Annotated in this window: 27 protein-coding genes and 1 tRNA gene; 17 read left to right on the plus strand and 11 right to left on the minus strand. The window is 63.8% G+C overall.

Translation table 11 applies throughout. From position 1 onward, the window contains the following. Positions 1-15: 15 nt before the first annotated feature. Positions 16-1,278, minus strand: a complete 1,263-nt coding sequence (locus BraRD5C2_RS06945; RefSeq protein ID WP_223967551.1) for an MFS transporter — start codon at positions 1,276-1,278, stop codon at positions 16-18. Beyond that, on the minus strand, positions 1,275-1,781 hold the full coding sequence (locus tag BraRD5C2_RS06950) for a PaaI family thioesterase (protein ID WP_223967552.1): 507 nt from the start codon (positions 1,779-1,781) through the stop codon (positions 1,275-1,277). The genes BraRD5C2_RS06945 and BraRD5C2_RS06950 overlap by 4 nt, the downstream gene beginning before the upstream one ends. 195 nt (positions 1,782-1,976) lie before the next feature. Here BraRD5C2_RS06950 and gcvA point away from each other — a divergent pair, with 195 nt between their 5' ends. Further along, positions 1,977-2,879 carry a transcriptional regulator GcvA gene (gene gcvA, locus BraRD5C2_RS06955; protein ID WP_223967553.1) on the plus strand — a complete coding sequence of 301 codons (903 nt, stop codon included), beginning with the start codon at positions 1,977-1,979 and terminating at the stop codon, positions 2,877-2,879. 10 nt (positions 2,880-2,889) lie between these two features. On the opposite strand, the gene BraRD5C2_RS06960 is transcribed toward gcvA, so the two are convergent. Beyond that, positions 2,890-3,678, minus strand: a complete 789-nt coding sequence (locus BraRD5C2_RS06960; RefSeq protein WP_223967554.1) for an AraC family transcriptional regulator — start codon at positions 3,676-3,678, stop codon at positions 2,890-2,892. Between the two features lie 96 nt (positions 3,679-3,774). On the opposite strand from BraRD5C2_RS06960, the gene BraRD5C2_RS06965 reads away from it, so the two are divergent. The 3 genes from BraRD5C2_RS06965 to BraRD5C2_RS06975 all read left to right on the plus strand — a co-directional run bounded on the left by BraRD5C2_RS06965 (position 3,775) and on the right by BraRD5C2_RS06975 (position 7,396). Next, positions 3,775-4,680: a DMT family transporter gene (locus tag BraRD5C2_RS06965; RefSeq protein WP_223967555.1), complete on the plus strand. Its 906-nt coding sequence runs from the start codon at positions 3,775-3,777 to the stop codon at positions 4,678-4,680. A 292-nt stretch (positions 4,681-4,972) separates the two neighbouring features. Next, positions 4,973-6,700, plus strand: a complete 1,728-nt coding sequence (locus tag BraRD5C2_RS06970; RefSeq protein ID WP_223967556.1) for a hypothetical protein — start codon at positions 4,973-4,975, stop codon at positions 6,698-6,700. A gap of 471 nt (positions 6,701-7,171) precedes the next feature. After that, entirely contained in the window at positions 7,172-7,396 is a 225-nt protein-coding gene (locus BraRD5C2_RS06975) for a hypothetical protein (RefSeq protein WP_223967557.1), read from the plus strand. A 142-nt stretch (positions 7,397-7,538) separates the two neighbouring features. On the opposite strand, the gene BraRD5C2_RS06980 is transcribed toward BraRD5C2_RS06975, so the two are convergent. The 6 genes from BraRD5C2_RS06980 to BraRD5C2_RS07005 all read right to left on the minus strand — a co-directional run bounded on the left by BraRD5C2_RS06980 (position 7,539) and on the right by BraRD5C2_RS07005 (position 12,602). Then, positions 7,539-7,802: a hypothetical protein gene (locus BraRD5C2_RS06980; protein ID WP_223967558.1), complete on the minus strand. Its 264-nt coding sequence runs from the start codon at positions 7,800-7,802 to the stop codon at positions 7,539-7,541. A gap of 136 nt (positions 7,803-7,938) precedes the next feature. Next, positions 7,939-8,619 (minus strand): hypothetical protein, encoded by a 681-nt coding sequence (locus BraRD5C2_RS06985; protein ID WP_223967559.1) that lies wholly within the window; start codon positions 8,617-8,619, stop codon positions 7,939-7,941. A gap of 308 nt (positions 8,620-8,927) precedes the next feature. After that, positions 8,928-9,098, minus strand: coding sequence for a DUF3606 domain-containing protein (locus BraRD5C2_RS06990; RefSeq protein ID WP_223967560.1), 171 nt, complete (start codon positions 9,096-9,098; stop codon positions 8,928-8,930). Positions 9,099-9,257: 159 nt separating this feature from the next. Then, positions 9,258-9,539, minus strand: coding sequence for a hypothetical protein (locus tag BraRD5C2_RS06995; RefSeq protein ID WP_223967561.1), 282 nt, complete (start codon positions 9,537-9,539; stop codon positions 9,258-9,260). A 234-nt stretch (positions 9,540-9,773) separates the two neighbouring features. Beyond that, a tRNA-Ser gene (locus tag BraRD5C2_RS07000) sits at positions 9,774-9,866 on the minus strand. 249 nt (positions 9,867-10,115) lie between these two features. After that, positions 10,116-12,602: a transglycosylase SLT domain-containing protein gene (locus BraRD5C2_RS07005; protein ID WP_374707967.1), complete on the minus strand. Its 2,487-nt coding sequence runs from the start codon at positions 12,600-12,602 to the stop codon at positions 10,116-10,118. A gap of 309 nt (positions 12,603-12,911) precedes the next feature. Between BraRD5C2_RS07005 and dapA the strand changes: the two genes are divergently transcribed. The 4 genes from dapA to BraRD5C2_RS07025 are packed head-to-tail and all read left to right on the plus strand — an operon-like array spanning position 12,912 to position 15,384. Continuing rightward, positions 12,912-13,802, plus strand: coding sequence for a 4-hydroxy-tetrahydrodipicolinate synthase (gene dapA, locus BraRD5C2_RS07010; RefSeq protein ID WP_223967563.1), 891 nt, complete (start codon positions 12,912-12,914; stop codon positions 13,800-13,802). Between the two features lie 59 nt (positions 13,803-13,861). After that, positions 13,862-14,278 (plus strand): large conductance mechanosensitive channel protein MscL, encoded by a 417-nt coding sequence (gene mscL / locus BraRD5C2_RS07015; protein ID WP_223967564.1) that lies wholly within the window; start codon positions 13,862-13,864, stop codon positions 14,276-14,278. Between the two features lies 1 nt (position 14,279). Then, positions 14,280-14,753, plus strand: coding sequence for an SsrA-binding protein SmpB (gene smpB, locus BraRD5C2_RS07020; protein WP_097673428.1), 474 nt, complete (start codon positions 14,280-14,282; stop codon positions 14,751-14,753). A 49-nt stretch (positions 14,754-14,802) separates the two neighbouring features. Beyond that, the gene (locus BraRD5C2_RS07025) at positions 14,803-15,384 is read left to right on the plus strand and encodes a peroxiredoxin (protein ID WP_223967565.1); all 582 of its coding nucleotides are present in this window, start codon (positions 14,803-14,805) and stop codon (positions 15,382-15,384) included. Positions 15,385-15,439: 55 nt separating this feature from the next. On the opposite strand, the gene BraRD5C2_RS07030 is transcribed toward BraRD5C2_RS07025, so the two are convergent. Continuing rightward, on the minus strand, positions 15,440-16,099 hold the full coding sequence (locus tag BraRD5C2_RS07030; protein ID WP_223967566.1) for a uracil-DNA glycosylase: 660 nt from the start codon (positions 16,097-16,099) through the stop codon (positions 15,440-15,442). Beyond that, the gene (locus tag BraRD5C2_RS07035) at positions 16,080-16,712 is read right to left on the minus strand and encodes a LabA-like NYN domain-containing protein (RefSeq protein WP_028340981.1); all 633 of its coding nucleotides are present in this window, start codon (positions 16,710-16,712) and stop codon (positions 16,080-16,082) included. Before BraRD5C2_RS07035 ends, BraRD5C2_RS07030 begins: the two co-directional genes overlap by 20 nt. Before the next feature lie 360 nt (positions 16,713-17,072). Between BraRD5C2_RS07035 and rpoZ the strand changes: the two genes are divergently transcribed. The 9 genes from rpoZ to recO all read left to right on the plus strand — a co-directional run. Beyond that, positions 17,073-17,465, plus strand: a complete 393-nt coding sequence (rpoZ, locus tag BraRD5C2_RS07040) for a DNA-directed RNA polymerase subunit omega (protein WP_016844003.1) — start codon at positions 17,073-17,075, stop codon at positions 17,463-17,465. Between the two features lie 217 nt (positions 17,466-17,682). Then, entirely contained in the window at positions 17,683-19,971 is a 2,289-nt protein-coding gene (locus BraRD5C2_RS07045) for a RelA/SpoT family protein (RefSeq protein ID WP_223967567.1), read from the plus strand. Between the two features lie 93 nt (positions 19,972-20,064). Then, the gene (locus tag BraRD5C2_RS07050; RefSeq protein WP_223967568.1) at positions 20,065-20,838 is read left to right on the plus strand and encodes a pyridoxine 5'-phosphate synthase; all 774 of its coding nucleotides are present in this window, start codon (positions 20,065-20,067) and stop codon (positions 20,836-20,838) included. Then, positions 20,835-21,251 (plus strand): holo-ACP synthase, encoded by a 417-nt coding sequence (gene acpS, locus BraRD5C2_RS07055; protein WP_223967569.1) that lies wholly within the window; start codon positions 20,835-20,837, stop codon positions 21,249-21,251. The genes BraRD5C2_RS07050 and acpS overlap by 4 nt, the downstream gene beginning before the upstream one ends. Positions 21,252-21,534: 283 nt before the next feature. Continuing rightward, complete coding sequence (gene lepB, locus BraRD5C2_RS07060; protein ID WP_092114761.1) at positions 21,535-22,296, plus strand: signal peptidase I; 762 nt, start codon at positions 21,535-21,537, stop codon at positions 22,294-22,296. Beyond that, positions 22,293-23,114 carry a ribonuclease III gene (rnc, locus tag BraRD5C2_RS07065; protein ID WP_050422613.1) on the plus strand — a complete coding sequence of 274 codons (822 nt, stop codon included), beginning with the start codon at positions 22,293-22,295 and terminating at the stop codon, positions 23,112-23,114. The genes lepB and rnc overlap by 4 nt, the downstream gene beginning before the upstream one ends. Then, positions 23,107-24,030: a GTPase Era gene (era, locus tag BraRD5C2_RS07070; RefSeq protein WP_223967570.1), complete on the plus strand. Its 924-nt coding sequence runs from the start codon at positions 23,107-23,109 to the stop codon at positions 24,028-24,030. The genes rnc and era overlap by 8 nt, the downstream gene beginning before the upstream one ends. A 44-nt stretch (positions 24,031-24,074) precedes the next feature. Next, on the plus strand, positions 24,075-24,455 hold the full coding sequence (locus BraRD5C2_RS07075) for a hypothetical protein (protein WP_176530905.1): 381 nt from the start codon (positions 24,075-24,077) through the stop codon (positions 24,453-24,455). Between the two features lie 212 nt (positions 24,456-24,667). Continuing rightward, positions 24,668-25,267 (plus strand): DNA repair protein RecO (gene recO, locus BraRD5C2_RS07080; protein WP_223967571.1); only part of this gene is annotated, 600 nt, incomplete at its 3' end.

Raw genomic sequence — 25,267 nt, forward strand, 5'->3', positions numbered from 1 at the left:
GGGGGTCACCGACCGTCACGGCTGCGCGACTGAAGCCATCGGTGAGGCCGTTCGCATCGTCGCGACGGCGATGAGGGCGGCAACGAGGTTGGCGGCTGCGCTGATTGCCACCGGGATGAAGTAGCTGTGGCTGACGTCGAACGCGAAGCCGGCGGCGCTCGGACCCAGCAGCGTGCCGAAAGCGACGCTGGTGTAGAGGATGCCGATGATGCCGCCGACATTGCGGCCGCCGAAATGGTCGGTGACCACTGCGGGCAGGATCGCGACCCAGCCGCCATAGAACACGCCGAACAGCAGCGCGAAGACCGTGAGCGACCAGAAGCTGCCGGCCATCGCCCAGATCGCCAGAGAGACGGCCATGCCGAGATACATCGCGATCAGGAATGCGTCGCGTCCGACCCGGTCGGCGATGCCGCCGAGGAAGAAGCGGCCGGCGGTGCTGCCGACGCCGATCATCCCGAGCAGCAGCACCGCGAGCGTCGGCGCCACCTGATGGTCGACGGCGAAGGGCACCAGGTGCACGAAGGGTACGAACACCCCGAACGCGCTGATCAGGCAGGCCGCATAGAGCCCGGCGAACCGGCCAGTTCGCACCGCGCCGCGGATCGAGACGCCCTGGCGGAGCGGCGCGCCCGAAGCCGCTTCAAGCGGATCGCCATCCGGTCCGGTGCCATGGCGGCGCGGATCGTCGGCGATAAGGAGCGATGCGCCGATCCCTGCGACGGCAGCAACAACGCCCAACACGACATAGGCATCGCGCCAGCCGAGGCTCGTGATCAGCCAGGTTGCGAGCGGCGGCATCACCAGCGTCCCGACCCCGATCCCGCTGACGGCGAGGCCCGACGCAAAACCGCGCCGACGCACAAACCAGCGCTGCACGGCGCCCAAGGTCGGAACATAGGCGCAACCGACGCCGGCTCCGATGCCGATGCTGTAGGCGGCATAGACCTGAAGGATGGTCTGCGCCTGTCCCGCCAGCACCATGCCGAGACCGACCAGCGCCATTCCAATGACTGCCAGCCTGCGTGCGCCCCAGCGATCGGCAAGCGGGCCGGAGACGATGCCGAGACCGAAATACAGGAAGCCCGCGAACGAGAACACCAGCGAGACCGAGCCGCGTGAGGCGCCGAACTCCCGCTGCAATGACTCGACAAAGGACGAGAACGTGTAGGCGCTGCCGAAGCCGATCAAGGTCACGACGAAAGCTGCTGCGACGACATACCAGCCATAGAACGGCTTTGCTCTCTGATACCCGGCATGCATGACGGCGTTCCTCATGATCGTTCTCCCTGTGACGCGCCGCCGCCTGCCTTGGCCGGCGGATAGAGCAGCATCTGCGTGCAGCGAAACAGCGCGATGGTCTTGCCGGTCGCTTCGCTGCGGATCTCGGCATCCCAGACCTGGGTGGTGCGGCCGGCGTGAACGAGGTGTGCCTCGCAGCTGACGCCGCCCTCGCGCGCGGCGCCGATGAAGTTCGTCTTCAGCTCGCCGGTGGCGAAGCCGGTCGCGCCGTCCGGCAAGGAGGCGAGGCAGCCGAAGCCGCACGCGGTGTCCGCCAGCGCGACGATGCTTGCGCCGTGCAAGAGTCCGTGCGGCGAGAAGTGCTTCCCGGCAATCTCGAAGCGGCCGCGGATATGGCCGCGTTCGGCTTCGAGCCATCGAAAGTTCAGCAGACCGGGCAGGCTGCCGGCTTGCGATGCGTTGATACGGTCGATGCGTTGGCGGGTATCGCTGCCTGCACCGATCTCGTGCAAAGCGAGTCTGTTTGGGACCTCGGTCATGTCCTGTTCCGGCTCCATCAGGGAACCAAGAGTCGCCGTTGCGAGCCGTGATAAAGATTAGAAAATCTAACTTTACTGACCCGGATTTCTCTGAGTTGACGCGGCTCTCAGCGTTACATTAGGCTGATTGAGCGCCGGGAAGGCCCCGTTGGCAAACCAGATTTGCTGCGCGATTCAGATTAGGAAATCTAAATCATGGAGAGCAGGCTTCCACCCCTGAACGCGCTCAAGGCGTTCGAGTCCGCCGCCCGCCATCTCTCGGTGAAGCTCGCGGCCGAGGAGCTGTGCGTGACGCCGGGCGCGGTCAGCCAGATGCTCAAGACGCTCGAGGCCCATCTTGGCGTCAAGCTGTTCGAGCGGGTGCCGCGCGGCATCTATCTCACCGACGCCGGGCGCGACTATCTGCCGTCGATCCGCAATGCGTTTCGCCAGATCGCGGAAGCCTCGCGCCGCGTCGCTGCATCGGTCGACGTCGGTACGCTGACGGTGAGCGTTACTCCGTTCTTTGCGTCGGCCTGGCTGGTGCCGCGCATGGCGTCGTTCCAGGGGGCGCATCCCGAGATCGATCTGCAGATCGTCACCAGCAACACGCTGGTCGATTTCTCGCGCAGCGGCGTCGATGTCGCGGTGCGCCACGGCCTCGGCCGGTATCCGGGGCTGCGCAGCGATCGCGTCGTCACGGTCGAGATGGTGGCGGTCGCCTCGCCGTCGCTGGCTGCGCGTCTCGGACGGCCGGCATCTCCCAGCGATCTCGCAGGCTGGCCGCAGGTTCATGACGCCGATCGCAAGGGGTGGAGCCTGTGGTTTCAGGCCAACGGCATCGCCGAGGTGCGCACGCCGCGCGGTCCCTCGTTCGACGACAGCGGTCTGCTGCTGAAGGCTGTGCTGACCGGGCAGGGCGCGGGCCTGCTGCCGGCGGCGATGGTCGCAAATGAGATCGAGAGCGGCGAACTGATCCAGCTGCTCGAGACCGCGCATCTGGAGGAGTTCGCCTATTATCTCGTCTGCCCCGACAACCGGCAGGGGCTTCCGAAGATCGCGGCGTTCAGGGAATGGATATTGGGGCCGGCGGCGCAGTCAGCGCTTGGGGACCGCTAGCCGCCGCGCTCTATCGATAGAACGCGTTCGGCGGCACGCCAAAATGCTTGCGGAACATCGCGGTGAAGGCGCTCTGGCTGGCATAGCCGGCATCGAGCGCGACATCGACCACCCGCGCGCCGCGCGCGAGGCGTTCGAGTGCGAACAGCAGGCGGGCCTGCTGCCGCCACTCGCCGAAAGTCATGCCAGTCTCCCTGGCGAACAGGCGATGGATCGTCTTCGACGTCAGCTTCAGCCGGCGCGCCCACTGCTCGGCGGTGGAGGCATCGTCCGGGCGGGCCACCAGCGCCGCGCAGATCCGCGCCAGCCTTGCGTCGCGCGGCATCGGCAGATGCAGCGGCAGCACGTCGATCTCGCGCAACTGGTCGAGCAGCACGCGCATCAGGCGCTCGTCGGACGTCGCGGGCGCATAATCCAGCGGCACCGCCATCGCGGCGACGAACAATTCGCGCAGCAGCGGCGAGACCGTGAACACGGAGCTGGTCTGTGGCAGATTGGGAGCCGCGTCGGCATCGACGAACACGGTGCGGATCTTGACCGCGCCGCACATCCGGACCTCGTGCGCGAGACCGGCTACCAGCCACACCGCGCGATTGGGCGGCACCACCCAGGTGCCCTCGGCGCAGCGCACGATCATCACGCCTTCGATCGCATAGAGCAGCTGGCCGCGCGGATGCGCATGCAGGCCGGTCGATGTGCCGCCCGGATAGTCGATCTCCATCGCCGCCATCGGCCGCGCCGTGGCGTGATAATCGAGGTGCCGTGTGATCAGCTCGTCCAACACGTCTTCATCTCGCATGTCCCAATCTCGCTAGGTGAGGTCATTCTAGCGTGAGACGGACTTTGGCGCGACAGGTAGTTGCTGGTGCGTCCTTCACCAACGCGCTGCCGGACCATGCTCAAGAAGAATGCTGCACTTCTCTATCCCTTCGTTGCCATCGTGCTGTGGGCCGGCAACGTCATCGTCTCGCGTCTCTCTGCCCACACGATCGGTCCGCAGGCAATTACCTTCTATCGCCTGCTGGTCGCGGTGCTCTTGATGTCTCCGTTCGTGGCGCGCGCAGCCTGGCGCAATCGTCGCGCGATCTGGCCGCATCTCGGGCCGCTCGCGATCCTCGGTTTCCTTGCGATGTGCCTGTTCCAGAGCCTGTCGTATCTCGCGGCCGAGACCACCACTGCGACCAACATGGCCGTGTTCACCGCGCTGACGCCGCTATTGACGGTCGCGCTCAGCGCCGCGTTGCTCGGCGAGCAGCCGACGCTTGGCATGATCTGCGGCGCGCCGCTGTCGTTCGCGGGCCTCGTCTATCTCGTCAGCGGCGGCGAATTGTCGTCGCTGTTGCAGAACGGCGTGCATGCGGGCGACGCACTGATGCTGCTGGCCGCGATCGTCTATGCGTTGTACGGCGTGCTTTTGAAGCGCTGGAATCTACCGATCACAGGGTGGCAATCCACCTACATGCAGGCACTGTGCGCGCTGGCCGTGATGTTTCCCGCGTTCCTCGCGACACCGACGCCGCTGCGGCAGGTTAACGCGGCGACCTGGCCGCTGATCGTCTATGCCGGCGCGCTGGCCTCGGTGGTGCTGCCGTTCCTGTGGATCCGCGGGGTCGCGCAGCTTGGACCGAACCGCTGCGCGATCTTCATGAACCTGTTGCCGGTGCTGACCGCCGCGGCCGCGATCGCAATGCTGGGTGAGCCCGTCAGGTCCTTCCACGTTATCGGCGGCGGCCTCGCGCTGCTCGGCGTCGCCTGCGCGCAGGCGTTTCCGCGGCCGCTGTTGCGAGCGCAGCGTGCTTGAGCATGACGACGCGATCATCCCATCGCTGTGACTTATCGTCACAGTGATGACTGATCCATTTTCCGCTGTACGGGCGGCGTGACATCGCGCGGGCACAACTCGAGAGCTCCACACGCGAGAAAATGTTTCCAATCTTTTCTGAGTGATGTTCGATCACTACCAATCGGCTTGTTTGATAGCCCATTTGGATCATGAGCTTCACATCGAGCGCGATCAAACTAAAGAATATCTAGCTTCTCACTTCGAGTCGTGACGGTTTGCTCGCGTCATCGATAGTTATCTTGAGCGAGTAATGAAAAAGAAGAAGATCGCGTATGGTGCGATTCTGGTTGGCGCAATCGTCCTGGCTTTGTTCGCGCACAAAATCAGGATCGCCGCAAATCTCCTGACGGAGACGCTGCTCTTCAGCGGTCAACGCACAGCTACCATCATCAGCCGCCTGGACGCGCAGGAGCAGGCCGCGAACAAGCAAGAGCAGACGGCGAACAGACAAGAGCAGACCGCGAGCAGGCAGGAGCAGGCTGCGAGTAAGCAGGACGAGGCTGCAAACAAGCTGGAGCAGACCGCAAATCAGCTGGAGCAGACCGTCAACAAGCAGCGGGCGGATATTGGTGCGGTGATCGACACGCAGAAGCGCGGTCAGCCTGCGCCCGATCTGCAGGGCAATTCGATCCAAGTTTCGCTGCCTCAAAGCGAATATGCACCGATGACACCGGTCTCCATGACCAAGATCTCGGCGCGAGAATTTCTGATCGCCAACTACCGGGATGTTTTTCTCTTCGACCAGGATCGGCGCACCGCGGTACCGCTTGAGATCGACGTCGCACTGCCTGTCTGGAGTCCAACGGCCGTGTTCTATTCGGCCTTCTACGACAGGATCTTCATCGCGAACTACGTTGGAGAGGACATTATCGTCGCCCAGCTCGAGCGTACGCCGTCCGGTGCAAAGCTTCGTTTAACCGAGCGGATAGCGGATGCCGGCATCAAGGGAGCGGAGGGAGTGGCGATCTCGCGAGGAGGTCGATTCATGGGCGTGGCGGACTACGACGGCAACGTGGTGTCCATGTTCGAACGCGTGGACGATAAATGGATTCCGCGCTGGAAGCGGGATCTGCTGGCCTCTCACGGCATCACGATTATCGGAGATGAGGTCTTCGCCTCAGGTCAGGCGAGCATTGTCAAGCTGTCGATTGAAACCGGGCAAGAGCTCGCCAGGACTGCAAATATCGGCTCCTGGCCCATTCAATTTGCCACTTGCATCAACGAAGACGAAAGCACAGGCGATCTGATCGGTTCGGATCCAATGTCCGGCGTCGTTTTCACGATGACGAAGGGCTTTCAGTTAAAGGACGTGTTCGGCGCGAACGGTCCGACCCATGCAAATCTGTCCGCGCCGTTCTGTGCCTATCGGGACAAGGACGCAGTCTATATTCTGTCCACCTACCAGGACAGGCTCGTCGCTATCAGCGGAACCGTGACAACCTCTTTCGAGTTCGGATACCCACGATGGAACTACATCGCTGATCAATCGCGATTTCGATACCCCTCGGTGATGTCGCGCGGATCCGTCCAGTTCGATGCGCCGAGCTATCGGATGTTCGACAAGACTGTGCGTGCAGCCTATGGCGCGCTGGCGGCGAGTGACGGCACGCTGTTGACGATGCCCGCCCGCGGAGACTTGTTTGGCGACGAGTCGACCTTTTACGCGACCGGCATAGCGAGCGACCCAAACTGGCTTGCCATCGTCTCCAATTCATCACCCAAGGCAGTTCTCTATAACCGCAAGACGGGGGCGCTGGGTGGCGTAACGATTGGCGAGTGGGATTGCTGGGCGCAAGCGAGCGAAATCCTGTGTCCATCACGGCGCTATTCCATCGGCGAACTTTCTGCTGCCGCGGGCATGTTGGATCGCGAGGAAGAGGCCAAGATGGCGGGAGGCTGGGTTGGCAGCGCGATCCCGCTCCTGAAGTACTGGGCAGAATGGGCATCAACGCCTCGCTCGGCAGAGGCGCGCCCCTAGACGTCAGCGGGCTCACTCTGCGTGATAACGCGCAGGCTCTACATCAGCGATCTCGCGGTTTTGATCACATGTGAAGGGCCGGGCCAGAATAGAGCGCCGCGGTCGGCGGTCACTTGTTCGGTGAAACGGAGTGATCGCAATGCGTGTTGCCTTGGTCTTGACGTTGCCTCTTGTGATCCTGTGGAGTGCGGTTGCCGACTCGGCACCTGCACATCATCGGCGTGTGCGACAACACCTCATCATTCGTCCGAGCGAAGAGGTGGTCGCACCTGGCTGGTACAGATATCCCGGCTACGGGCCGATCCCGCCAGGCGAGAACCGGAATCTCGATCCATCCACCCGTGGTAGCGGCTGACGCCGGTGCCGCGTCGCTGAGTGACCCGCCTCACATCGCTCGCAGAGCAGTTTTGGGAGCGTGTCGGCCAAGGCGATGCAATGGTGCGTCGGCCCAATTGTGGAGGAGGGTAAATCATGCGTTCAGTTTCACTGAGCTTCGCCGTCGCAACCGCGATTGCTCTGTTCACGTTCGGTCAGTCGGCTTCCGCCGCCCCCATCGGTGCAGTCGTGAAGGCGTGCGACAGAACCGCAGGATGCAACTATACCCTGAACAAGGCTGGAGACCTGTCGGGTTACTCGTCGAAAGCCTGCTTCTACTGCCCCAACGACGGCAAGCGGCAGTGCTTCGGAGTGCAGTGAGGTGGCAGGGGCCTGCTTCAGGCAGGCCCCTTTGCTTCTGAGATCCTGTACCGGTTGCAAAGGGGCTAGCGGAGACGGACGGATACCTCTCTTCCATCGAACAGGAGGTTGGTCAACGGATCGAGCGATGCTGCGTCGGTGATCAGCTTGTGCAGAGATCGCTCGTGACACGCTCTTCGAGCATGGCGATGGTTCCCTTGAGATTGTCGTGCCGCTCGTGGAGCGACCTTGCCAAAATCGGATACCTTGTGTCCGATCGATCATGAATTCCCGCGCGCGCTTCTTCGGTCGCAATGTCGGCTTCGATCTGCTGGCAGGCCAGGACAAGATCGGACAGCATCTTCCTGACCGTCGACTCTCGTCCGGTGCTTGCGCGAGCTGTCTCAAAACGATGATGCATGTTCATGTGCGTGCTCCGAATGTCCGAGTTCGGTACACCGCGAACAGCCGGCGCCGAACTATTCACGGGCACATCGCAAGTCGCCTGCCAGGAGCGGGGCCGTAAGAATACGGCCGGACGAAAATCCGATGGGTCTCGCAGGCTATTCCCGGCGCCAAGCCGGTACGCAAGCGCTTAGCGTGACGCGCTTGTAGTCTCGAGCGGCATTCTGATCTCCGGATTGTTCAGCAAACTTGACCGCTGCCTCCATGTCCTGGGAGGCAGACGCGCTATCGCAGAACAGGCTGTGAATTTCCGCCCGGTATCGATATGCCCTGTAGTTCATCGGGTTGTACTGAAGCGCCATATTGTAGTTGCTTTGCTCCTCAGCGGCGCCTCGGCGCGCTTCATCCGACTGACTGTTGAAGCTGGTCAGGCGATTGAGCGCCTGGAGTGTTCCAAGTTCGGTGTAACGTTGAGACATCGCGCCGAAACTTGCAGGAAGTGCTTCGGCCGAAGAAGCAGGTTGCTTCGCCGCGCTGTGCGCGCGTTCAATTTCGATCTTCTTGTATTTGATGGCGTTGTCGTAGTCCCGCAGGCTTTGGAAGGTGCTCGATATTTCGCCGTTAATCGGCACAATATAGGCAGTCGAGAGCCGACGATCGCTCAGCAGGTTGAGGCATGCCTGTATCTTTGCCTGCGCAGGCAGGACATCACGACATTCCTTGTCGACCACACGCCGCTCGTCCGGCGAATGCACGGCTGGCGGCGACTGGGCAGCAGGCAGGACAACCGCCAGTGCGAAGCAGACCGCTAACCTGAGAGCACGACTCGGGCCGTCCATTTTGTGTCTTTGCCTTCAGCCCGACCTCGACCAGCCGGCGGATACTTCGTGCGGGCTCCATGATGATTTGATGCCAAATAATCAAGCCGAGGGGAAGCTGTGACTTCCACCTCGGCTCTCCCGGACGCAATTCATCGATGAAACTCAAAAGTGAGGCCGTCCGTGACTGGGACAGACCGAACGGCCTCAGCCGGCCCACAGGACCAAAATGGAAGAATGCGGCCGGCTGTCCAGCTACGGTGTCGCCGGCCAGGTGGTTTCGCCAGCCAATTGACGTCGCGACCGTCCGACCTCTTCGAACTGTTGGCTCAGGTCACCTTTGCTTCCTTGGTGATAGCGGCAATTGAGGGACCCGATTTTCGAACGATTGAAGCAAATTGTTGATCGGAGACCTTGAGGCGCTTCCTCAATATTTTGACTTGGACCTTGTCGCGCAGATCCAGCGAATTGCGAAAATAGGTTTGCCTGTGCTTGTTCATGGGGCTCGGCTCGCAAAGGACATAAGTTGCTCGCGATGTTGCGGCATTGCGTCGACATCGATCGGTCGACGAGGGGACCGTTTGCCCTCGCGAGCGTCCCGTCGCCGCCTACGCAACGCCGGGCTAAGGGCAACGTTCCATCAACGCCGCCGGCGCCTGCTAGGAGCGCGCCGGGTCGGATTGACGACAGGTCGTCATGACAAACGCTGCCTTGCTGCATTGCCAATCGCTGCCAAGCGCAGCGCTCGAGACCGGCCGTGGGGCAGCAACGATCGCCAGCACAACAACCATGCAAGCCAGCGAAGTTGCGATGACGAACCTGCGGGCCTTGGATGAGAAGCGTTGCCGTAACCAGGGAGCCAGATCGGCGGATCGGCGAAGCTGGGCGTTACGCAAAACCTGGGCGATATCCTGGAATTGAATGCCACTGTCCTGCTGCATGGCTTTACTCCGGAAACATTCAGGTGATGAAAAACGTAGCGAATGCTGCGCGCGGTTTGTTTCGCGCTCGCTTCAACGCACCGGGAATGATGTTTCGTTCACGCGGAGGTGACGACCAGTCAGCGCCAAACGGGGGCTTGGGCGGCTAGCGAACCATCGGATCAAAGTGGGGTGTCGGATATCAGCGGCACCCGGTCTGCAGACGCTTCCGGGGCCTGGCCAACAGGCGAAGGGTGGCGGAGAGGGAGGGATTCGAACCCTCGATACAGCTTGAGACCGTATGACGCTTTAGCAAAGCGTTGCCTTCAGCCACTCGGCCACCTCTCCAATGGCGCCGATATGCCCGAGTGGGCGCTGAGCCGCAAGCGGCAGATTCAGATTGCGACAAGGTGATTTGGTGGCAACTCAGCCGCCGGCCGCCCTGGAGCGGGCGCAGAGCCTCCATATAGGGTAGCGGCTTGCAGGCGTGGGACCGATTGATGGATGAAACGATAGATAGAACAATGGGTTAGTGTGATTTTTCGCCGGGCTTGAACGCAGCCCCTCGCAAGACTGTTGAAAACCGGCCGCGCCGGCTCATTCCACGCTGGCGCCGCGGCGCAGGTCGGCGTCGATCTGCAATCTGGTCCCGCCGCCGAAGCGGGCGCGGTAGACCTGCAGGTTCTCCATGATCCGCTGGACGTAGTTCCGCGTCTCCGAGAACGGAATCAGCTCGACCCAGTCGACCGCGTCGACCTTGGGATCGCGCGGGTCGCCATAGCGCTCGATCCACTTCTTCACGCTGCCGCGGCCGGCATTGTAGGCGGCGAAGGTCAGGATGTAGGAGCCGCGATAGTCCTCGAGCAGGCCGCCGAGTTCGGCGGCGCCGAGCATCGCGTTGTAGACCGGATCGGTCTTCATCCGGTTCAGGTCGAAGCCGATGCCGGCGCGCTTGCAGACGTAGCGTCCGGCGTCCGGCGTCACCTGCATCAGGCCGTAGGCCTGGGCCGGCGACACCACCGCCGGATTGAACGCGCTCTCCTGACGCGCAATCGCGTAGACGACGCTCGGCTCGACCTCCGGTCCGACCTGGCGGAACGATGGAATGCCGTTCACCGGATAGGCGTAATGATCGAACGGCAGTCCGCGATTGAGCGCGGCCTTGCCCATCAGCAGCATGCCGCGAGCATCGCCATGGCGCGCGGTGAGTTCGCCGAGGCCGGCCAGCGCCTCCGGATCGCCATTGTCGCCCATGTCGCCGAAGATCGGGATCGCGAGCTCGCGCGCGTCGATTTCGTAGAGCAGCCCGACCGCGCGCACGATTTCCAGCCGGTCGGCGCCGCGGCCGCGCGGCGCGCTGTTCAATTCGATCTGCGGCAGGCCGAGCTTGGCGCGCGCGAGCTGGCCGTAATAGCTGGTCGACTGCTCGGCCGCACGTGCGTAGGCGGCGCGCGCCTCCTGGCCGCGGCCGGCGGCTTCCGCGGCGCGGCCTTGCCAATAGCCGGCACGCGCCAGCGCGGTCGGGTTGGCGCTGCCGACGCCGATCCGCGCGAAATGCTGGGAGGCGAGGGCGGGGTCGTTGAGAAAGCGCAGCGCGATCCAGCCTGAGGTGAATTCCTGCTCGGTCTTGTAGATGTCGCGGGCGGGCAGCGCCGCGTCGCGCGCGATCAGATAGGCGGTGCGAAACTCGTTGACGTCGATCATCTTGCGCGCCAGCAGGCGGCGCTCGACCCACCATTCGTCGACGTTGAACAGCCGCGCGGCGTCCTTCGGCGCGCTCAGCATCAGCTGCGCGGCCTCAGTGAACTTCTCCTCGCGGCGGAGCAGCTGAATCCTGGCGAACAAATAGCCGGCGTCGCCGGAGAGTTCGCGCGGCACCTCTTCGAGCAGCGCGCGCAGGTTCGAGCCCTTGCGGTTGGCGGCGATGCGCGCCTTGGCGAGCGCCAGATAGCCGGAGCCGAGACGCCTGGCCGCGCGGATGCCGGCGGCCTCGTTGTCGGTGCCGTAGAGCATGGTGTCCATGCGCGCCTTGTGGTCGCCGGCGGTCAGGAACGAGCCGAACAGGTCGAGCGCGGTGCTTTCGGTGTCCTCGCTCATCGGGTCGTTGCGCCAGGCCTCGCGCACTAGGCGCTCGGCATTACCGCGGTCGCCGCGTCCGATCATCACCTTGGCGAGTGCGAGCCGGCCCTTGGCCGAGACCGGCGATTCATTCTGGAACCAGGCCCACACCGCGGAATCGTCGCGATGGTCGTCCCATAGCGATGCCTCGATGCGGCGGCGCAGGAAGGTCTGCGAGGGCCAGCTCGGATTGGCGTCGAGGAAGGCGCGGTAGCGCTCGACCGAGGCGCCATTGTCCTCGCTGCGCAGGATCAGCCATTCGGCAAGCTTGCGCGCAACCGGATCGGAGATCGAGGCCTCGGCCTCGGTGGCGTCTGCCGTCTTGCGCTTGCGTAGCAGCTCGACGACGCTCGCAAGCGCCTCCTTGTCGGACTGCGACGTCGACGATGTCGCGGCCACGGCCGCGGGCAGCACCGGCTTGCGCGCGAGCGGCGCGGCATGCTGGCGGGTCGCCGGAACCAGCGCGGGGGCGGCAGCGCGGACGGGCGCCGGCTTGTTCGGCAGGCTTCCTGTCGCAGCAGGAGAAGCGGGCTTCGACGCAGTGGTCTTTGCCTCAGTGGACTTGGACGTGATGCTTTTTGACGCGGCGGCCTTCGAAGCGTCGGTTTTGGAAGAAGCGGCCTTGGCGCCGTCGGCCTTCGCGGCGCCGGATTTCGAAGAAGTCGCCTTGGCGGCATCCGTCTTGGTCCCGCCGGTCTTGGTCTCGCCGGTCTTGGCGGCGGTTGGCTTTGCAGCATGCGCCTTCGAGGTGCCGGCCTTGGAAGCGTCGGTCTTGGCAGCGGCGCCCTTGGAAGCCGCGCTCTTCGAGGCAGCCGTCTTGGAGGCCGCGTCGTGGGCGGCCGGCGTTGCGACTGGAACATCCTCGGCGGCCCATGCATCGGCCGTGATGACGGCCAAGCCGACGACGAGCGCGAGGCTCGTCGCCAGCGCCGTCGATCGCAATGTGCCTGCGCGGGCGGAACGGATCACAGAAGTCCTCCGCGGCCCCGAATCATCTGGTCGTTTGGGCCATCGGTTCTTATTTGATTGAAAACGTAGACAAAATACTAAGAAGCCTGCCGGTGCGGCTGTTTGCGCCAGCACAACGGCGAAATCGCGGCTGGAACCGGCTGGGAATAGGTTCGGTACGGCCCTTTCGCCTGTCGGTCAGACCCGATATGAATTGCCTTTCATGGCGTTTCGCATCAACCGGATGCCGGTTGCACGGACGTGAAGCAAGACAACAACAAGGGTCCGTCGACCTAGCCTTTAGCCTGAAGCGTTTGGAGGAAGTCCATGGCAGCCAAGACAAAATTCCGGGGATCATTCACTGCCTTGGTGACGCCCTTCAAAAACGGCGCGGTGGATGAGGCGGCGTTCCGCGGCCTCGTTAACTGGCAGATCGCCGAGGGCACGCACGGCCTGGTGCCGGTCGGCACCACGGGCGAGAGCCCGACGCTGAGCCATGACGAGCACAAGCGCGTGGTCGAGTGGTGCATCGAGGAGGCCAAGGGCCGGGTCCCCGTGATCGCCGGCGCCGGTTCGAATTCGACCAAGGAGGCGATCGAGCTCGCCGAGCACGCCGAGAAGGCCGGGGCAAATGCGGTGCTGGTCGTGACGCCGTATTACAACAAGCCGACCCAGGAAGGCATGTACCAGCACTTCAAGGCCATCAACGATGCGATCGGGATTCCGATCATCATCTACAACATCCCGCCGCGCTCGGTGATCGACATGTCGGTCGACACCATGGCGCGGCTGTTCGAGCTGAAGAACATCGCTGGCGTCAAGGATGCGACCGCGAGCATGGTGCGGGTGTCGCAGCAGCGCGCCGCGATGGGCGAGGACTTCAACCAGCTCTCCGGCGAGGATGCCACCATCATCGGCTATATGGCGCATGGCGGCCACGGCTGCATCTCGGTGACCTCGAACGTCGCGCCGCGGCTGTGCTCGGAGTTCCAGACCGCCTGGCAGAAGGGCGACGTCACCACCGCGCTGAAGATCCACGACAAGCTGATGCCGCTGCACACCAACCTGTTCATCGAGAGCAATCCTGCGCCGGTGAAGTATGCGATGTCATTGCTCGGCAAGCTGGACGAGAAGCTGCGCCTGCCGATGGTGCCGGTCTCTGAATCGACCCGCCAGGCCGTCCGCAGCGCCATGGTGCATGCCGGCCTGATCAACTGAACCGGGCCGGTACCGCCTTGAACAATACTGTGCGCAATGTTGAACAGAAGGGGATGGGCATGCTGAAGGAATTCCGCGATTTCGCCATGAAGGGCAATGTCGTCGACCTCGCGGTCGCCGTCATCATCGGTGCAGCCTTCGGCGCGATCGTCACCTCGCTGGTCGGCGACGTCATCATGCCGATCATCGGCGCGATCACGGGTGGCCTCGACTTCTCCAATTATTTCACCGGACTTTCCAAGACCGTGACGGCGACCAATCTGGCCGACGCCAAGAAGCAGGGCGCGGTGCTGGCCTGGGGCAATTTCCTCACGCTGACGCTCAATTTCCTGATCGTCGCCTTCGTGCTGTTCATGGTCATTCGCGTCATGAGCCAGTTCAAGCGCAAGGATGAGGCCAAGCCCGCCGAGCCGCCGAAGCCGTCCGACGAGGTCGTGCTGCTGACGGAAATCCGCGACCTCCTCAAGAAGGGCTAACGTGGCCGACAAGAACGAACGTCCGATCAAGGTTGTCGCTGAAAACCGAAAGGCCCGCTTCAACTACGCCATCGAGGATACCGTCGAGGCCGGCATTTCGCTGACCGGCACCGAGGTGAAGTCGATCCGCAGCGGCAAGAGCACGATCGCGGAATCCTATGCGGATTCCAAGGACGGCGAGATATGGCTGATCAACGCCAATATCCCGGAATATCTGCAGGCCAATCGCTTCAACCATGAGCCGAAGCGGCCGCGAAAACTCCTGCTGCATCGCAAGCAGATCAACAAGCTGCTTGGGGCCGTCGACCGCGAGGGCATGACGCTCATTCCGCTGAAGCTGTACTTCAACGAGCGCGGCCGTGCCAAACTGCTGCTCGCCGTCGCCAAGGGCAAGAAGCTGCACGACAAGCGCGAGTCCGAGAAGAAGCGTGACTGGGGCCGCGAAAAGGGCCGCCTGATGCGGGCGCGGGGCTAGGGCGTTCCGAGTCCCGTCACTGCGACGATGGCGGATGGAGATTGGTCCGATGAACCAGAGCAGCCTCACCGACGTTGACTGGAGCAAGATCCCGGCGCCCACGGACGATGGCGGCGCGGCGCATCTGACCGGCATGACGATCCCGCCGGTCAGACTGCGCGCCACCGACGACACCTCGGTGGCGCTGTCGGCGCTCGAGGGCCGCACCGTGGTGTTCGCCTATCCGCGAACCGGCGAGCCCGGCAAGATCGGGCTGGTCGACGATTGGGACATGATTCCGGGGGCCCGCGGCTGTACGCCGCAGACCTGCGCTTTCCGCGACCTGTTCGCCGAACTGAAGGCGGCTGGTGCCGCCCAGGTGTTCGGGCTGTCGACGCAGAGCAATGCGTACCAGACCGAGATGGCGTCGCGCCTGCATCTGCCGTTCCCGGTGCTGTCCGACGAAGCCTTGGAACTGACGCACGCGCTGAGATTGCCGACGATGTCGGTGGCGGGCCTGACGCTGATCAAGCGGCTCGCGCTTGTGATCGACGATGCGCGCATCACGCACGTGTTCTATCCGGTGTTCCCGCCCGACCGGAACGCCGGCGACGTGCTGGAATGGCTGAAGGACAATCCGCCGAAGGGCTAAGACGTTTTCGAACGACCTGGATACGCGCTTCGCGAAGTGGATACGGCAGAAGGCGCTAGCCGAGCTCCTTGCGTACGGTCGCGAAGACCTTGCGGAACATGTCGGTCGTCAGCACGCCCGTGTTCGTGTTGTAGCGCGAGCAGTGGTAGCTGTCGTAGAGCTTGAAAGTGCCCGCGCTATGCACGGCGCCGTGCACAAAGGGCGCGGCAGCCAAACGAACATCCAGCGCCCGCAATGTTGATTCGTGGGCGATTCGGCCGAGCAGCACGATCGCGCGCAGCTTCGGCATCGTGGCGATGGTGGCGCGGAGGAACTGCCGGCAGGTGTTGATCTCGACCGGCAGCGGCTTGTTCTGCGGCGGCACGCAGCGCACCGCGTTGCTGATCCGACAGTCGACCAGCTTCATGCCGTCGTCGGGCCGCGCCCGATAGACGCCGCTGGCAAAACCATATTCGAGCAAGGTCGCGTAGAGCAGGTCACCGGCATAATCGCCGGTGAACGGACGGCCGGTGCGGTTGGCGCCCTGCATGCCCGGCGCGAGCCCGACGATCAGCAGCCGCGCACTCGGATCGCCGAACGATTCCACCGGCGAGTTGAACCAGTCGGGGTTGCGCGCGCGGGCCTCTGCGCGGAAATCGGCCAGCCTTGGACAGAGCTGACAGTTGCTGTCGGGACGCGTCGGGGCGGCGACGAGATTACTCGTCGAATTCGTCATCGGCTCCCCGGGGGGCCATGGTGGTCGCGCGCTGCAGGAATTGCGGGGAGTGGTGACGCGGTTCGCGCGGGGCCGGACGTTCGGACGGATCGCGGCCAAGCTTGGATTGCAGCTCGACGAGGTCGGTGAAGACGTCGGCCTGGCGGCGCAACTCGTCGGCGATCATTGGCGGCTGGCTCGCAATGGTGGAGATGACGGTGACGCGAACGCCGCGGCGCTGCACGGCCTCGACCAGCGAGCGGAAGTCGCCATCGCCGGAAAACAGGATCATCTGGTCGATGTGCTCGGCCAGCTCCATGGCATCGACGGCAAGCTCGATGTCCATGTTGCCCTTCACCTTGCGGCGGCCGCTGGCGTCGATGAATTCCTTGGTCGCCTTGGTGACCACGGTGTAGCCGTTGTAGTCGAGCCAATCGATCAGCGGACGGATCGACGAATACTCCTGATCCTCGATGATCGCCGTGTAGTAGAACGCACGAAGCAGCGTGCCGCGACTCTGGAATTCCTTGAGAAGGCGCTTGTAGTCGATGTCGAAGCCGAGCGTCTTTGCAGTTGCATAAAGATTGGCTCCATCGATGAAGAGCGCGATCTTGTTGGAAACAGGTGACGACATCAAAGTGTTCTCGCGTGGTTGTTAGTGTTCTTAGCGCGGCGGTGATCAACCGCGCGTAATTTCCGGCGTTGCTGCCTAAAGTTCTGTGAATCTTTCCCCACGACAGTCACCACCGCAATTATGGTGAGGCGAGGGCAAAAAGCCTAGACCTTTGACATTGCAATGAAGAGATTTACTTGCCTGGGACAGCAACCTAGCCATGTCGTCAGACGCTCCGGCCGTTCTGGCCCCGGCAGAGGGGGTTATCAGAGCCTGTTGGGAAGGCAAATCACAAATTTTACCTTGCGAAACGGGGACTAGCCCTATAACTAACCCTCATAACCTACATGTTTGGTCCCTTTTACCACGGAGCGCCTCGAGATGGCTCGCGTCACCGTCGAAGATTGCATTGATAAGGTCGACAATCGTTTCGACCTTGTCCTGTTGGCTGCGCATCGTGCCCGGATGATCTCGTCGGGATCGCAACTCACGGTTGATCGCGACAACGACAAGAACCCGGTCGTTTCGCTGCGGGAGATCGCCGATTCGACGATCTCGCCGGAGGACCTGAAAGAGGAACTCGTGCACTCCCTGCAGAAGTTCGTCGAGGTCGACGAGCCCGAGCCGGACACTGTGCCGCTGATCGGTTCCGCCGGTGCCAGCGTCGACGCCGACGACACCGAGGTCGCGGTCGAGCGCATGACCGAGGAAGAGCTGCTGAAGGGCCTCGAGGGCCTGGCGCCCCCGGAAGAGCAGCCCGAGGAAGACGAGTAGGCTCGTCGTTCGGCTCCGCATCTCGGATCAATTTGCCAAAGGCCCGGAGATTGCTCCGGGCCTTTGCTTTTGTTGACAATTTCGCTGTTACGGTGCGTCCTATGCGGGCGCGGGAAATTGAATGGTTCCAGGGCCCGCGCGGGGTGCAGCTTCGTTCGAAAGCGCACTAGATTGAGGAGACGGGACGTTCCGGTCCCGCGCGAGAGGCAGCGAGTTCATGGCGTATCGACGCCGCAGTTCCATCCAGATGCAGGCTGCAACCGAAACGGTCGCGGTTGCGCCGGCGTCGCCCGCGGCGGAGAGGCCGGCCAAGCCGCGGACTCGAATGATGCGACAATATGACCTTGTCGAACGCGTCCGTTCCTATAACCCCGACACCAACGAAGACCTGCTCAACCGGGCCTACGTCTACGCCATGAAGGCGCACGGCACTCAGACGCGTGCCTCCGGCGATCCCTATTTCTCGCATCCGCTTGAGGTCGCCGCGATCCTCACCAACCTCAAGCTCGACGACGCCACCATCGTGGCGGCGCTGCTGCACGACACGATCGAGGACACCGAGGCGACGCGGGCCGAGATCGACCATGTGTTCGGCCATGAGATCGGCGCGCTGGTCGAAGGACTGACCAAGCTGAAGCGGCTGGAGCTGGTGTCGCGCGAGGCCAAGCAGGCCGAGAATTTGCGCAAGCTGCTGCTGGCGATCGCCGACGACGTCCGCGTGCTGCTGATCAAGCTCGCCGACCGCCTGCACAACATGCGCACGCTGGAATTCGTGCCGCCGGCCTCGCGCCGCCGCATCGCCGAGGAGACGCTCGATATCTACGCGCCGCTGGCCGGCCGCATGGGTATGCAGGAGATGCGCGAGGAGCTGGAGGACCTGTCGTTCTTTGTGCTCGATCCCGAAGCCTATGCGGTGGTCAAGCAGCGGCTCGATTCACTGGCCGAGCGCAACCGCAACCTGATCGGCGAGATCGAAACCCAGCTCTCCAAGAACCTGCAGAAGAACGGCATCACCGCGCGGGTGTTCGGCCGCCGCAAGCAGCCGTTTTCGATCTGGACCAAGATGGAGCGCAAGTCGGTCGGCTTCGAGCAGCTGTCCGACATCTACGGCTTCCGCGTCATCCTCGACGATGTCGGCGCCTGCTATCGCGCGCTCGGCATCGTCCACACCACCTGGCCGGTGGTGCCGGGCCGCTTCAAGGACTACATCTCGACGCCGAAGCAGAACGACTACCGCTCGATCCACACCACCGTGATCGGGCCGGGCAAGCAGCGCGTCGAGCTGCAGATCCGCACCGAGGAGATGAACCAGATCGCCGAGTTCGGCATCGCCGCGCATGCCTTCTACAAGGAAGGGGCGGGCTCGCCGCATGAGCGGCTGAAGCACGAGTCCAACGCCTTCGCCTGGCTGCGCCACACCATCGGCATCCTCTCGGAGAGTTCCAACCCGGAAGAATTCCTCGAGCACACCAAGCTCGAACTGTTCCACGACCAGGTGTTCTGCTTCACGCCGAAGGGCAAGCTGATCGCGCTGCCGCGCAACGCCAACGTGATCGACTTCGCCTATGCCGTGCACACCGGCGTCGGCAACAGCGCGGTCGGCTGCAAGATCAACGGCAAGTTCGCGCCGCTGTCCTCCGAGTTGCAGAACGGCGACGAGGTCGAGGTGCTGACTTCGAAGGCGCAGTCGGCGCCGCCGTCGGCTTGGGAAGCGCTCGCCCGCACCGGCAAGGCGCGCGCCGCGATCCGGCGTGCCACCCGCGATGCGGTGCGCGACCAGTATGCCGGCCTCGGCCGCCGCATCGTCGACCGCCTGTTTGCCCGCGCCAAGATCGAATATGCCGACGACAAGCTGAAGGGCGCGTTGCCGCGGCTCGCGCGCACCTCGATCGAGGACGTGATGGCCTCGGTCGGACGCGGCGAGATCAAGGCCTCCGACGTCGCGCGCGCGATGTATCCCGACTACAAGGAAGAGCGGCTGCTGCGCTACGGCGCGAAGGGTATGGCCGCCAAGCTGAAGACGCAGCCGGCGGCGCATCCGGCACGCGCCGCCTCGGTGATCCCGGTGCGCGGCATCAATTCCGACCTGCCGGTGAAGTTCGCGCCAAACGGTGGCGCCGTGCCGGGCGATCGGATCGTCGGCATCGTCACGGCGGGCGAGGGGATCACGATCTATCCGATCCAGTCGCCGGCGCTGAAGGATTTCGAGGAGGAGCCGGAGCGTTGGCTCGACGTGCGCTGGGACATCGACGAGACCATGCCGCAGCGCTTCCCCGCGCGCATCCTGATCCACAATGTCAACGAGCCGGGCAGCCTCGCCCAGATCGCGACCGTGATCGCCGAGCACGACGGCAATATCGACAACATCCACATGTCGCGCCAGTCGCCGGACTTCACGGAGTTGACCGTCGATCTTGAGGTCTATGACCTCAAGCATCTCAGCGCTATCATCGCGCAGCTGCGCGCCAAGGCCGTCGTCGCCAAGGTCGAGCGCGTCAATGGGTAAAGGTGGATGCGCAGGGCATCGGCGAGTGGACGCGACGCCGTCCGTCGGACGGCTATGCCCGTGCATGACACGCTAGAATTGCAGGTTAGAGACATGTCGAAGGCTCCTCCACTCCGTCTCGGTATCAATGTCGATCACGTCGCGACCCTGCGCAATGCGCGGGGCGGCGCGCGGCCCGACCCGGTGCGGCTGGCGCTTGCCGCGATCGCGGCCGGCGCCGACGGCATCACCGCGCATCTGCGCGAGGATCGCCGCCATATCCGCGACGAGGACATGGCGCGGCTCAAGGCCGAGATCTCCAAGCCGCTGAATTTCGAGATGGCGGCCACCGACGACATGCTGCGGATTTCGCTCGCCACCAAGCCGCATGCGGTCTGCCTGGTGCCGGAACGGCGCCAGGAGCTAACCACCGAAGGCGGCCTCGACGTGGTCGGCCAGCACAATGCGCTGGCGCCGTTCATCGCGCGGCTCAATGATGCCGGCATCCGGGTCTCGCTGTTCATCGCCGCCGATCCCCGGCAGATCGAGATGGCCGCGCAGCTGAAGGCGCCCGTGATCGAGATCCACACCGGCGGCTGGTGCGACGCCGTGGTCGACGGTCACAAGGACAAGGCGGAGGCCGAGTGGAAGCGCATCGTCGCCGGCGCCAGGCTCGCGCAGGCGGCCGGGCTCGAGGTCCATGCCGGCCACGGGCTCGACTACGAGACGGCGGAGACGATCTCTGCGCTGCCAGAAATCCGCGAGCTCAACATCGGCTATTTCATGATGGGCGAGGCGCTGTTCGTCGGCATCGCCGCCACGGTGCGCGAGATGCGTGCGGCAATGGACCGCGGCCGCGCCAGGGCGCAAGGCGCCGTCAGCGCATGATCATCGGCATTGGCTCCGACCTGATCGATATCACCCGGATCGCGAAGGTGATCGAGCGGCACGGCGAACGATTCCTCGATCGCATCTTCACCGACGCCGAACGCGCCAAAGCGTTGCGCCGTGCCAACAGCGAGAAGATGGTGGTCGCAACCTACGCCAAGCGTTTCGCCGCGAAGGAGGCCTGCTCCAAGGCGCTCGGCACCGGTATCCGGCGCGGGGTGTGGTGGAAGGACATGGGGGTGGTGAACCTGCCGGGCGGGCGGCCGTCGATGCTGCTGACCGGCGGGGCGCTGGCCCGGCTCCAGGAGCTGACGCCCGAGGGCATGCAGGCGCAGATCGACCTTTCGATCACGGACGATTGGCCGCTGGCGCAGGCCTTCGTCATAATTTCGGCGGTTGCTCCCGCCAGATGAGCGGGCGGCGCCAGAATCTGCCAGAAAACTTCAGCAAACTAAAAAATCATTGACATTTCAATGAATTGCGAAGTTTTGAGGCGGCGCTTGATTGCGCCCCTGCGAACAACCGTCTAAAACGCCGCAGGGTATCGAGCGAGACGCGGATTCCAGGTTCAGGCCGGAATTTGCCCTCAAGATCAGAATCAAGGCCATTTTCCTCACGCGGAGGGTCGAACGCTTCGCGTGGAGAGAACGTTCTGCCACCGCGTGGGCATCTGGGCCCGCGGGAATTGGGAAAGCAATGAGCGCGACCACCGGGACCAAATCTGAGAGCGGCTTGGGCGAGACCATCCGCGTCGTCATCCATGCCCTTCTGATCGCGCTTGTCATCCGCACCTTCCTGTTCCAGCCGTTCAACATCCCCTCCGGGTCGATGAAGGCGACGCTGCTGGTCGGCGACTACCTGTTCGTCTCGAAATATTCCTATGGCTACAGCCACTATTCGATCCCGTTCTCGCCGAACATCTTCTCGGGGCGCATCTTCGGCTCGGAGCCGAACCGCGGCGACATCGTGGTGTTCCGCCTGCCGCGGGATGACTCCACCGATTACATCAAGCGCGTCATCGGACTGCCGGGCGACCGCATCGAGGTCCGGAACGGGCTGCTCTATATCAACGATGAGCCGATCAAGCGCGAGCGGCTGAGCGATTTCGTCGGCGAGGATCCCTGCGGCTCGGCGGACGCCACCGCCCGGGTCAAGCGCTGGAAGGAAACGCTGCCGAACGGCGTCAGCTATGAGTCGCTCGACTGCACCGACAACAGCTACATGGACAACACCATCGTCTACACCGTTCCGCCCGGGCATTTCTTCATGATGGGCGACAACCGCGACAACTCCACCGACAGCCGCTTCCTGTCGCAGGTCGGCTACGTGCCGTTCGAGAACATCATCGGGCGTGCCCAGATGATCTTCTTCTCGATCGCCGAGGGCGAGCAGGCCTGGATGATCTGGCGCTGGCCGTTCGCCGTGCGGTGGAATCGCCTATTCTCCATCGTGCGATGAACGACGATACCGCAGCCATCAACGATCAAGCGCCCACCGGCGAGCCGAGCCAGACGCCCGCCGCCGAGAGCACGGCCGCGCCGAAGAAGCGGCGCAGCAAGGCTGCCAAGGCGGCTGAAGAGAAGGCCGCGATCGCCGGCACCGAGGCGCGCATCGGGTATACGTTCTCGGATGCCGCGCTGCTGACCACCGCGTTCACCCACGTCTCCGCGCTGAAGCCCGCCACCCGCAACCGCGCCGACAGCTACCAGCGGCTGGAATTCCTCGGCGACCACGTGCTCGGGCTGATCGTGTCCGACATGCTGTTCCGGGCGTTCCCGAAGGCCGATGAGGGCGAGTTGTCGAAGCGGCTCGCCGATCTCGTGCGCAAGGAAAGCTGCGCCGACGTCGCCAAGTCGCTCGGGCTGCTCGAGGACATCAAGCTCGGCATGGTGAAGGCGGTCGAGGGCGCGCGGCTGCGCAAATCCGTGCTCGGCGATATCTGCGAGGCGGTGATCGGGGCGATCTTTCTCGACGGCGGCTACGAGGCCGCGCGTCAGTTCGTCGAGCGTAACTGGACCGAGCGGATGCACAAGCTGCGCCGCCCGCTGCGCGATCCCAAGACCGTGTTGCAGGAATGGGCGCAAGGCAAGGGATTGCCGACGCCGGTCTATCGCGAGGTCGAACGCACCGGCCCGCACCACGATCCACAATTCCGCGTTGCGGTTGACCTGCCGGGCCTGGCCTCCGCCGAAGGCCTCGGGGGCAACAAGCGGGCGGCCGAGAAAGCAGCAGCATCCGCGATGATCGAGCGTGAAGGCGTCGGCACCAATGACTGACGAAGCCAAAGGGCAGGGAGACGCGACGCGCTGTGGCTTCGTCGCGCTGATCGGTGCGCCCAATGTCGGCAAGTCGACGCTGGTCAACGCGCTGGTGGGCTCCAAGGTCACCATCGTGTCGCGCAAGGTGCAGACCACGCGTGCGCTGATCCGCGGCATCGTGATCGAGGGCAACGCGCAGATCATCCTGGTCGACACGCCCGGCATCTTCGCGCCGCGGCGCCGGCTCGACCGCGCCATGGTGTCGACCGCCTGGAGCGGCGCCCACGACGCCGATCTCGTCTGCGTGCTGCTCGATGCGAAGTCGGGCATCGACGAGGAGGCCAACGCGATCCTGGCCAAGCTCGAAACCGTCGCGCATCCGAAGATCCTGGTGCTGAACAAAGTCGACCTCGTGCAGCGCGAGAAGCTGCTGGCGCTGGCGCAGGCCGCCAACGAGCGGATGCGCTTCGAGCACACCTTCATGATCTCGGCGCTGTCGGGCGACGGCGTTGCCGACCTGCGCGAGGCGCTGGCCAAGCTGGTGCCCGCGGGACCGTTCCTCTATCCCGAGGACCAGATGTCGGATGCGCCGATGCGGCATCTGGCGGCCGAGATCACCCGCGAGAAGATCTACAGCCATCTGCACCAGGAATTGCCGTACCAGTCGACGGTCGAGACCGACAGCTGGACCGACCGCAAGGACAAGTCGATCCGCATCGAGCAGACGATCTTTGTCGAGCGCGAGAGCCAGCGCAAGATCGTGCTCGGCAAGGGCGGCGCCACCATCAAGTCGATCGGCGCGCAGGCGCGTGCCGAGATCGCCGAGATCATGGGCGTGCCTGTGCACCTGTTCCTGTTCGTCAAGGTGCGCGAGAACTGGGGCGACGATCCCGACCGCTACAAGGAAATGGGACTGGACTTCCCCAAGGAATGAGCCGGCGCCCGAATGTGCCCAGAGCAGTGAGCGTGCCTAAAGCAATGAACGTGCCCAGAAATGTGCTGTGGTTTGAGGTGCTGCTCTATCTGTCGCTGACGCTCGACGCGTTGTCGGTGGCGTTCCAGGACCGCACGCCGACCGACGTGAGGACCGATCAGATGATCACCGGTGAGACGCTGACTGCCGGCTGCATGATCCTGCTGCTGGTGTATTTCGTCCGGCTCGCCGCGCAGCACCGCAAGAACTGGCCGCGCTGGGCGCTCGGCGCGATGCTGGTGCTGTCGGTGATCTCGCTGGTGCAGGTGATCGGCGAAAAAGGCCTCGAGCTCGACAGCGCCATCGAGGTGGTGTCCTGTATCCTGACCGCGGCCGGACTGTATTACTCCTTCACTGGCGACGCGCAGGGCTGGTTCAACGCGTAAAGGGCGGTGCGCAGGGCGCGCGCTGCCAAAATATCGAAAACAACCCCATGCAAAGTAGCCGGTGGCGACGGGCGCTCGGCCAGGCAACTTGACACGTCGGGCAACTCAGCATTACAATTCTAATATTCCGAAATTATGCAAGCGCTGCCGCCCGTCGGCGTGACGGCGCATGATGACTGCGCGGTGCGCTGGAATCCTGTAGTCTCCCTTTCATGGAATGGACCGACGAAGGCATCGTGCTGGGCGTGCGGCGGCATGGCGAATCCTCCGCCATCGTCGAGCTCTTGACGCGCGAGCACGGCCGCCATCTCGGCCTCGTGCGCGGCGGCGCCAGTTCGCGGATGCGGCCGCTGCTGCAGCCCGGCAACAGCGTCACCGCGGTGTGGCGGGCGCGGCTCGATGAGCATCTCGGCATGTACGCGCTGGAAGGCACGCGGTTGCGGGCGGCGACGCTGCTCGCCTCGTCGCACGCGGTTTATGGCGTGACGCATCTGGCGGCGCTGGCGCGGCTGCTGCCGGAGCGCGATCCGCATGAAGATATCTACGAGATGCTGCAGGGGACGCTCGACGATTTCGACGATGCCGGCGTTGCCGCCGTGCACCTGATCCGGTTCGAGCTCGCGATGCTGACCGAGCTCGGCTTCGGGCTCGACCTGGAAAACTGCGCGGCGACCGGAGAGACCACCGACCTGATCTACGTGTCGCCGAAATCCGGCGGCGCCGTGTCCCGCGCCGCCGGCGAGCCGTGGCGCGACCGGCTGCTGCCGCTGCCGGCGGTCCTGCGCGAAGGCGAGAGCGGCGCCAACGGCTGG

The organism is Bradyrhizobium sp. RD5-C2, assembly GCF_019972155.1.
Lineage (GTDB): Bacteria > Pseudomonadota > Alphaproteobacteria > Rhizobiales > Xanthobacteraceae > Bradyrhizobium.

Coding starts and splice junctions, on each gene's coding strand:
- BraRD5C2_RS07045 (WP_223967567.1), top strand. CDS start 17,683: ATGGCGTATCGACGCCGCAGTTCCATCCAGATGCAGGCTGCAACCGAA.
- rnc (WP_050422613.1), top strand. CDS start 22,293: ATGAACGACGATACCGCAGCCATCAACGATCAAGCGCCCACCGGCGAG.
- rpoZ (WP_016844003.1), top strand. CDS start 17,073: ATGGCTCGCGTCACCGTCGAAGATTGCATTGATAAGGTCGACAATCGT.
- BraRD5C2_RS06985 (WP_223967559.1), bottom strand. CDS start 8,619: ATGGACGGCCCGAGTCGTGCTCTCAGGTTAGCGGTCTGCTTCGCACTG.
- BraRD5C2_RS07025 (WP_223967565.1), top strand. CDS start 14,803: ATGAACCAGAGCAGCCTCACCGACGTTGACTGGAGCAAGATCCCGGCG.
- mscL (WP_223967564.1), top strand. CDS start 13,862: ATGCTGAAGGAATTCCGCGATTTCGCCATGAAGGGCAATGTCGTCGAC.
- BraRD5C2_RS07050 (WP_223967568.1), top strand. CDS start 20,065: ATGTCGAAGGCTCCTCCACTCCGTCTCGGTATCAATGTCGATCACGTC.
- BraRD5C2_RS07035 (WP_028340981.1), bottom strand. CDS start 16,712: ATGTCGTCACCTGTTTCCAACAAGATCGCGCTCTTCATCGATGGAGCC.
- BraRD5C2_RS06980 (WP_223967558.1), bottom strand. CDS start 7,802: ATGAACATGCATCATCGTTTTGAGACAGCTCGCGCAAGCACCGGACGA.
- acpS (WP_223967569.1), top strand. CDS start 20,835: ATGATCATCGGCATTGGCTCCGACCTGATCGATATCACCCGGATCGCG.
- BraRD5C2_RS07030 (WP_223967566.1), bottom strand. CDS start 16,099: ATGACGAATTCGACGAGTAATCTCGTCGCCGCCCCGACGCGTCCCGAC.
- era (WP_223967570.1), top strand. CDS start 23,107: ATGACTGACGAAGCCAAAGGGCAGGGAGACGCGACGCGCTGTGGCTTC.
- BraRD5C2_RS06970 (WP_223967556.1), top strand. CDS start 4,973: ATGAAAAAGAAGAAGATCGCGTATGGTGCGATTCTGGTTGGCGCAATC.
- BraRD5C2_RS06945 (WP_223967551.1), bottom strand. CDS start 1,278: ATGAGGAACGCCGTCATGCATGCCGGGTATCAGAGAGCAAAGCCGTTC.
- BraRD5C2_RS06990 (WP_223967560.1), bottom strand. CDS start 9,098: ATGAACAAGCACAGGCAAACCTATTTTCGCAATTCGCTGGATCTGCGC.
- lepB (WP_092114761.1), top strand. CDS start 21,535: ATGAGCGCGACCACCGGGACCAAATCTGAGAGCGGCTTGGGCGAGACC.
- BraRD5C2_RS06965 (WP_223967555.1), top strand. CDS start 3,775: ATGCTCAAGAAGAATGCTGCACTTCTCTATCCCTTCGTTGCCATCGTG.
- BraRD5C2_RS06960 (WP_223967554.1), bottom strand. CDS start 3,678: ATGCGAGATGAAGACGTGTTGGACGAGCTGATCACACGGCACCTCGAT.
- gcvA (WP_223967553.1), top strand. CDS start 1,977: ATGGAGAGCAGGCTTCCACCCCTGAACGCGCTCAAGGCGTTCGAGTCC.
- BraRD5C2_RS06950 (WP_223967552.1), bottom strand. CDS start 1,781: ATGACCGAGGTCCCAAACAGACTCGCTTTGCACGAGATCGGTGCAGGC.
- BraRD5C2_RS06975 (WP_223967557.1), top strand. CDS start 7,172: ATGCGTTCAGTTTCACTGAGCTTCGCCGTCGCAACCGCGATTGCTCTG.
- dapA (WP_223967563.1), top strand. CDS start 12,912: ATGGCAGCCAAGACAAAATTCCGGGGATCATTCACTGCCTTGGTGACG.
- BraRD5C2_RS07075 (WP_176530905.1), top strand. CDS start 24,075: ATGAACGTGCCCAGAAATGTGCTGTGGTTTGAGGTGCTGCTCTATCTG.
- BraRD5C2_RS06995 (WP_223967561.1), bottom strand. CDS start 9,539: ATGCAGCAGGACAGTGGCATTCAATTCCAGGATATCGCCCAGGTTTTG.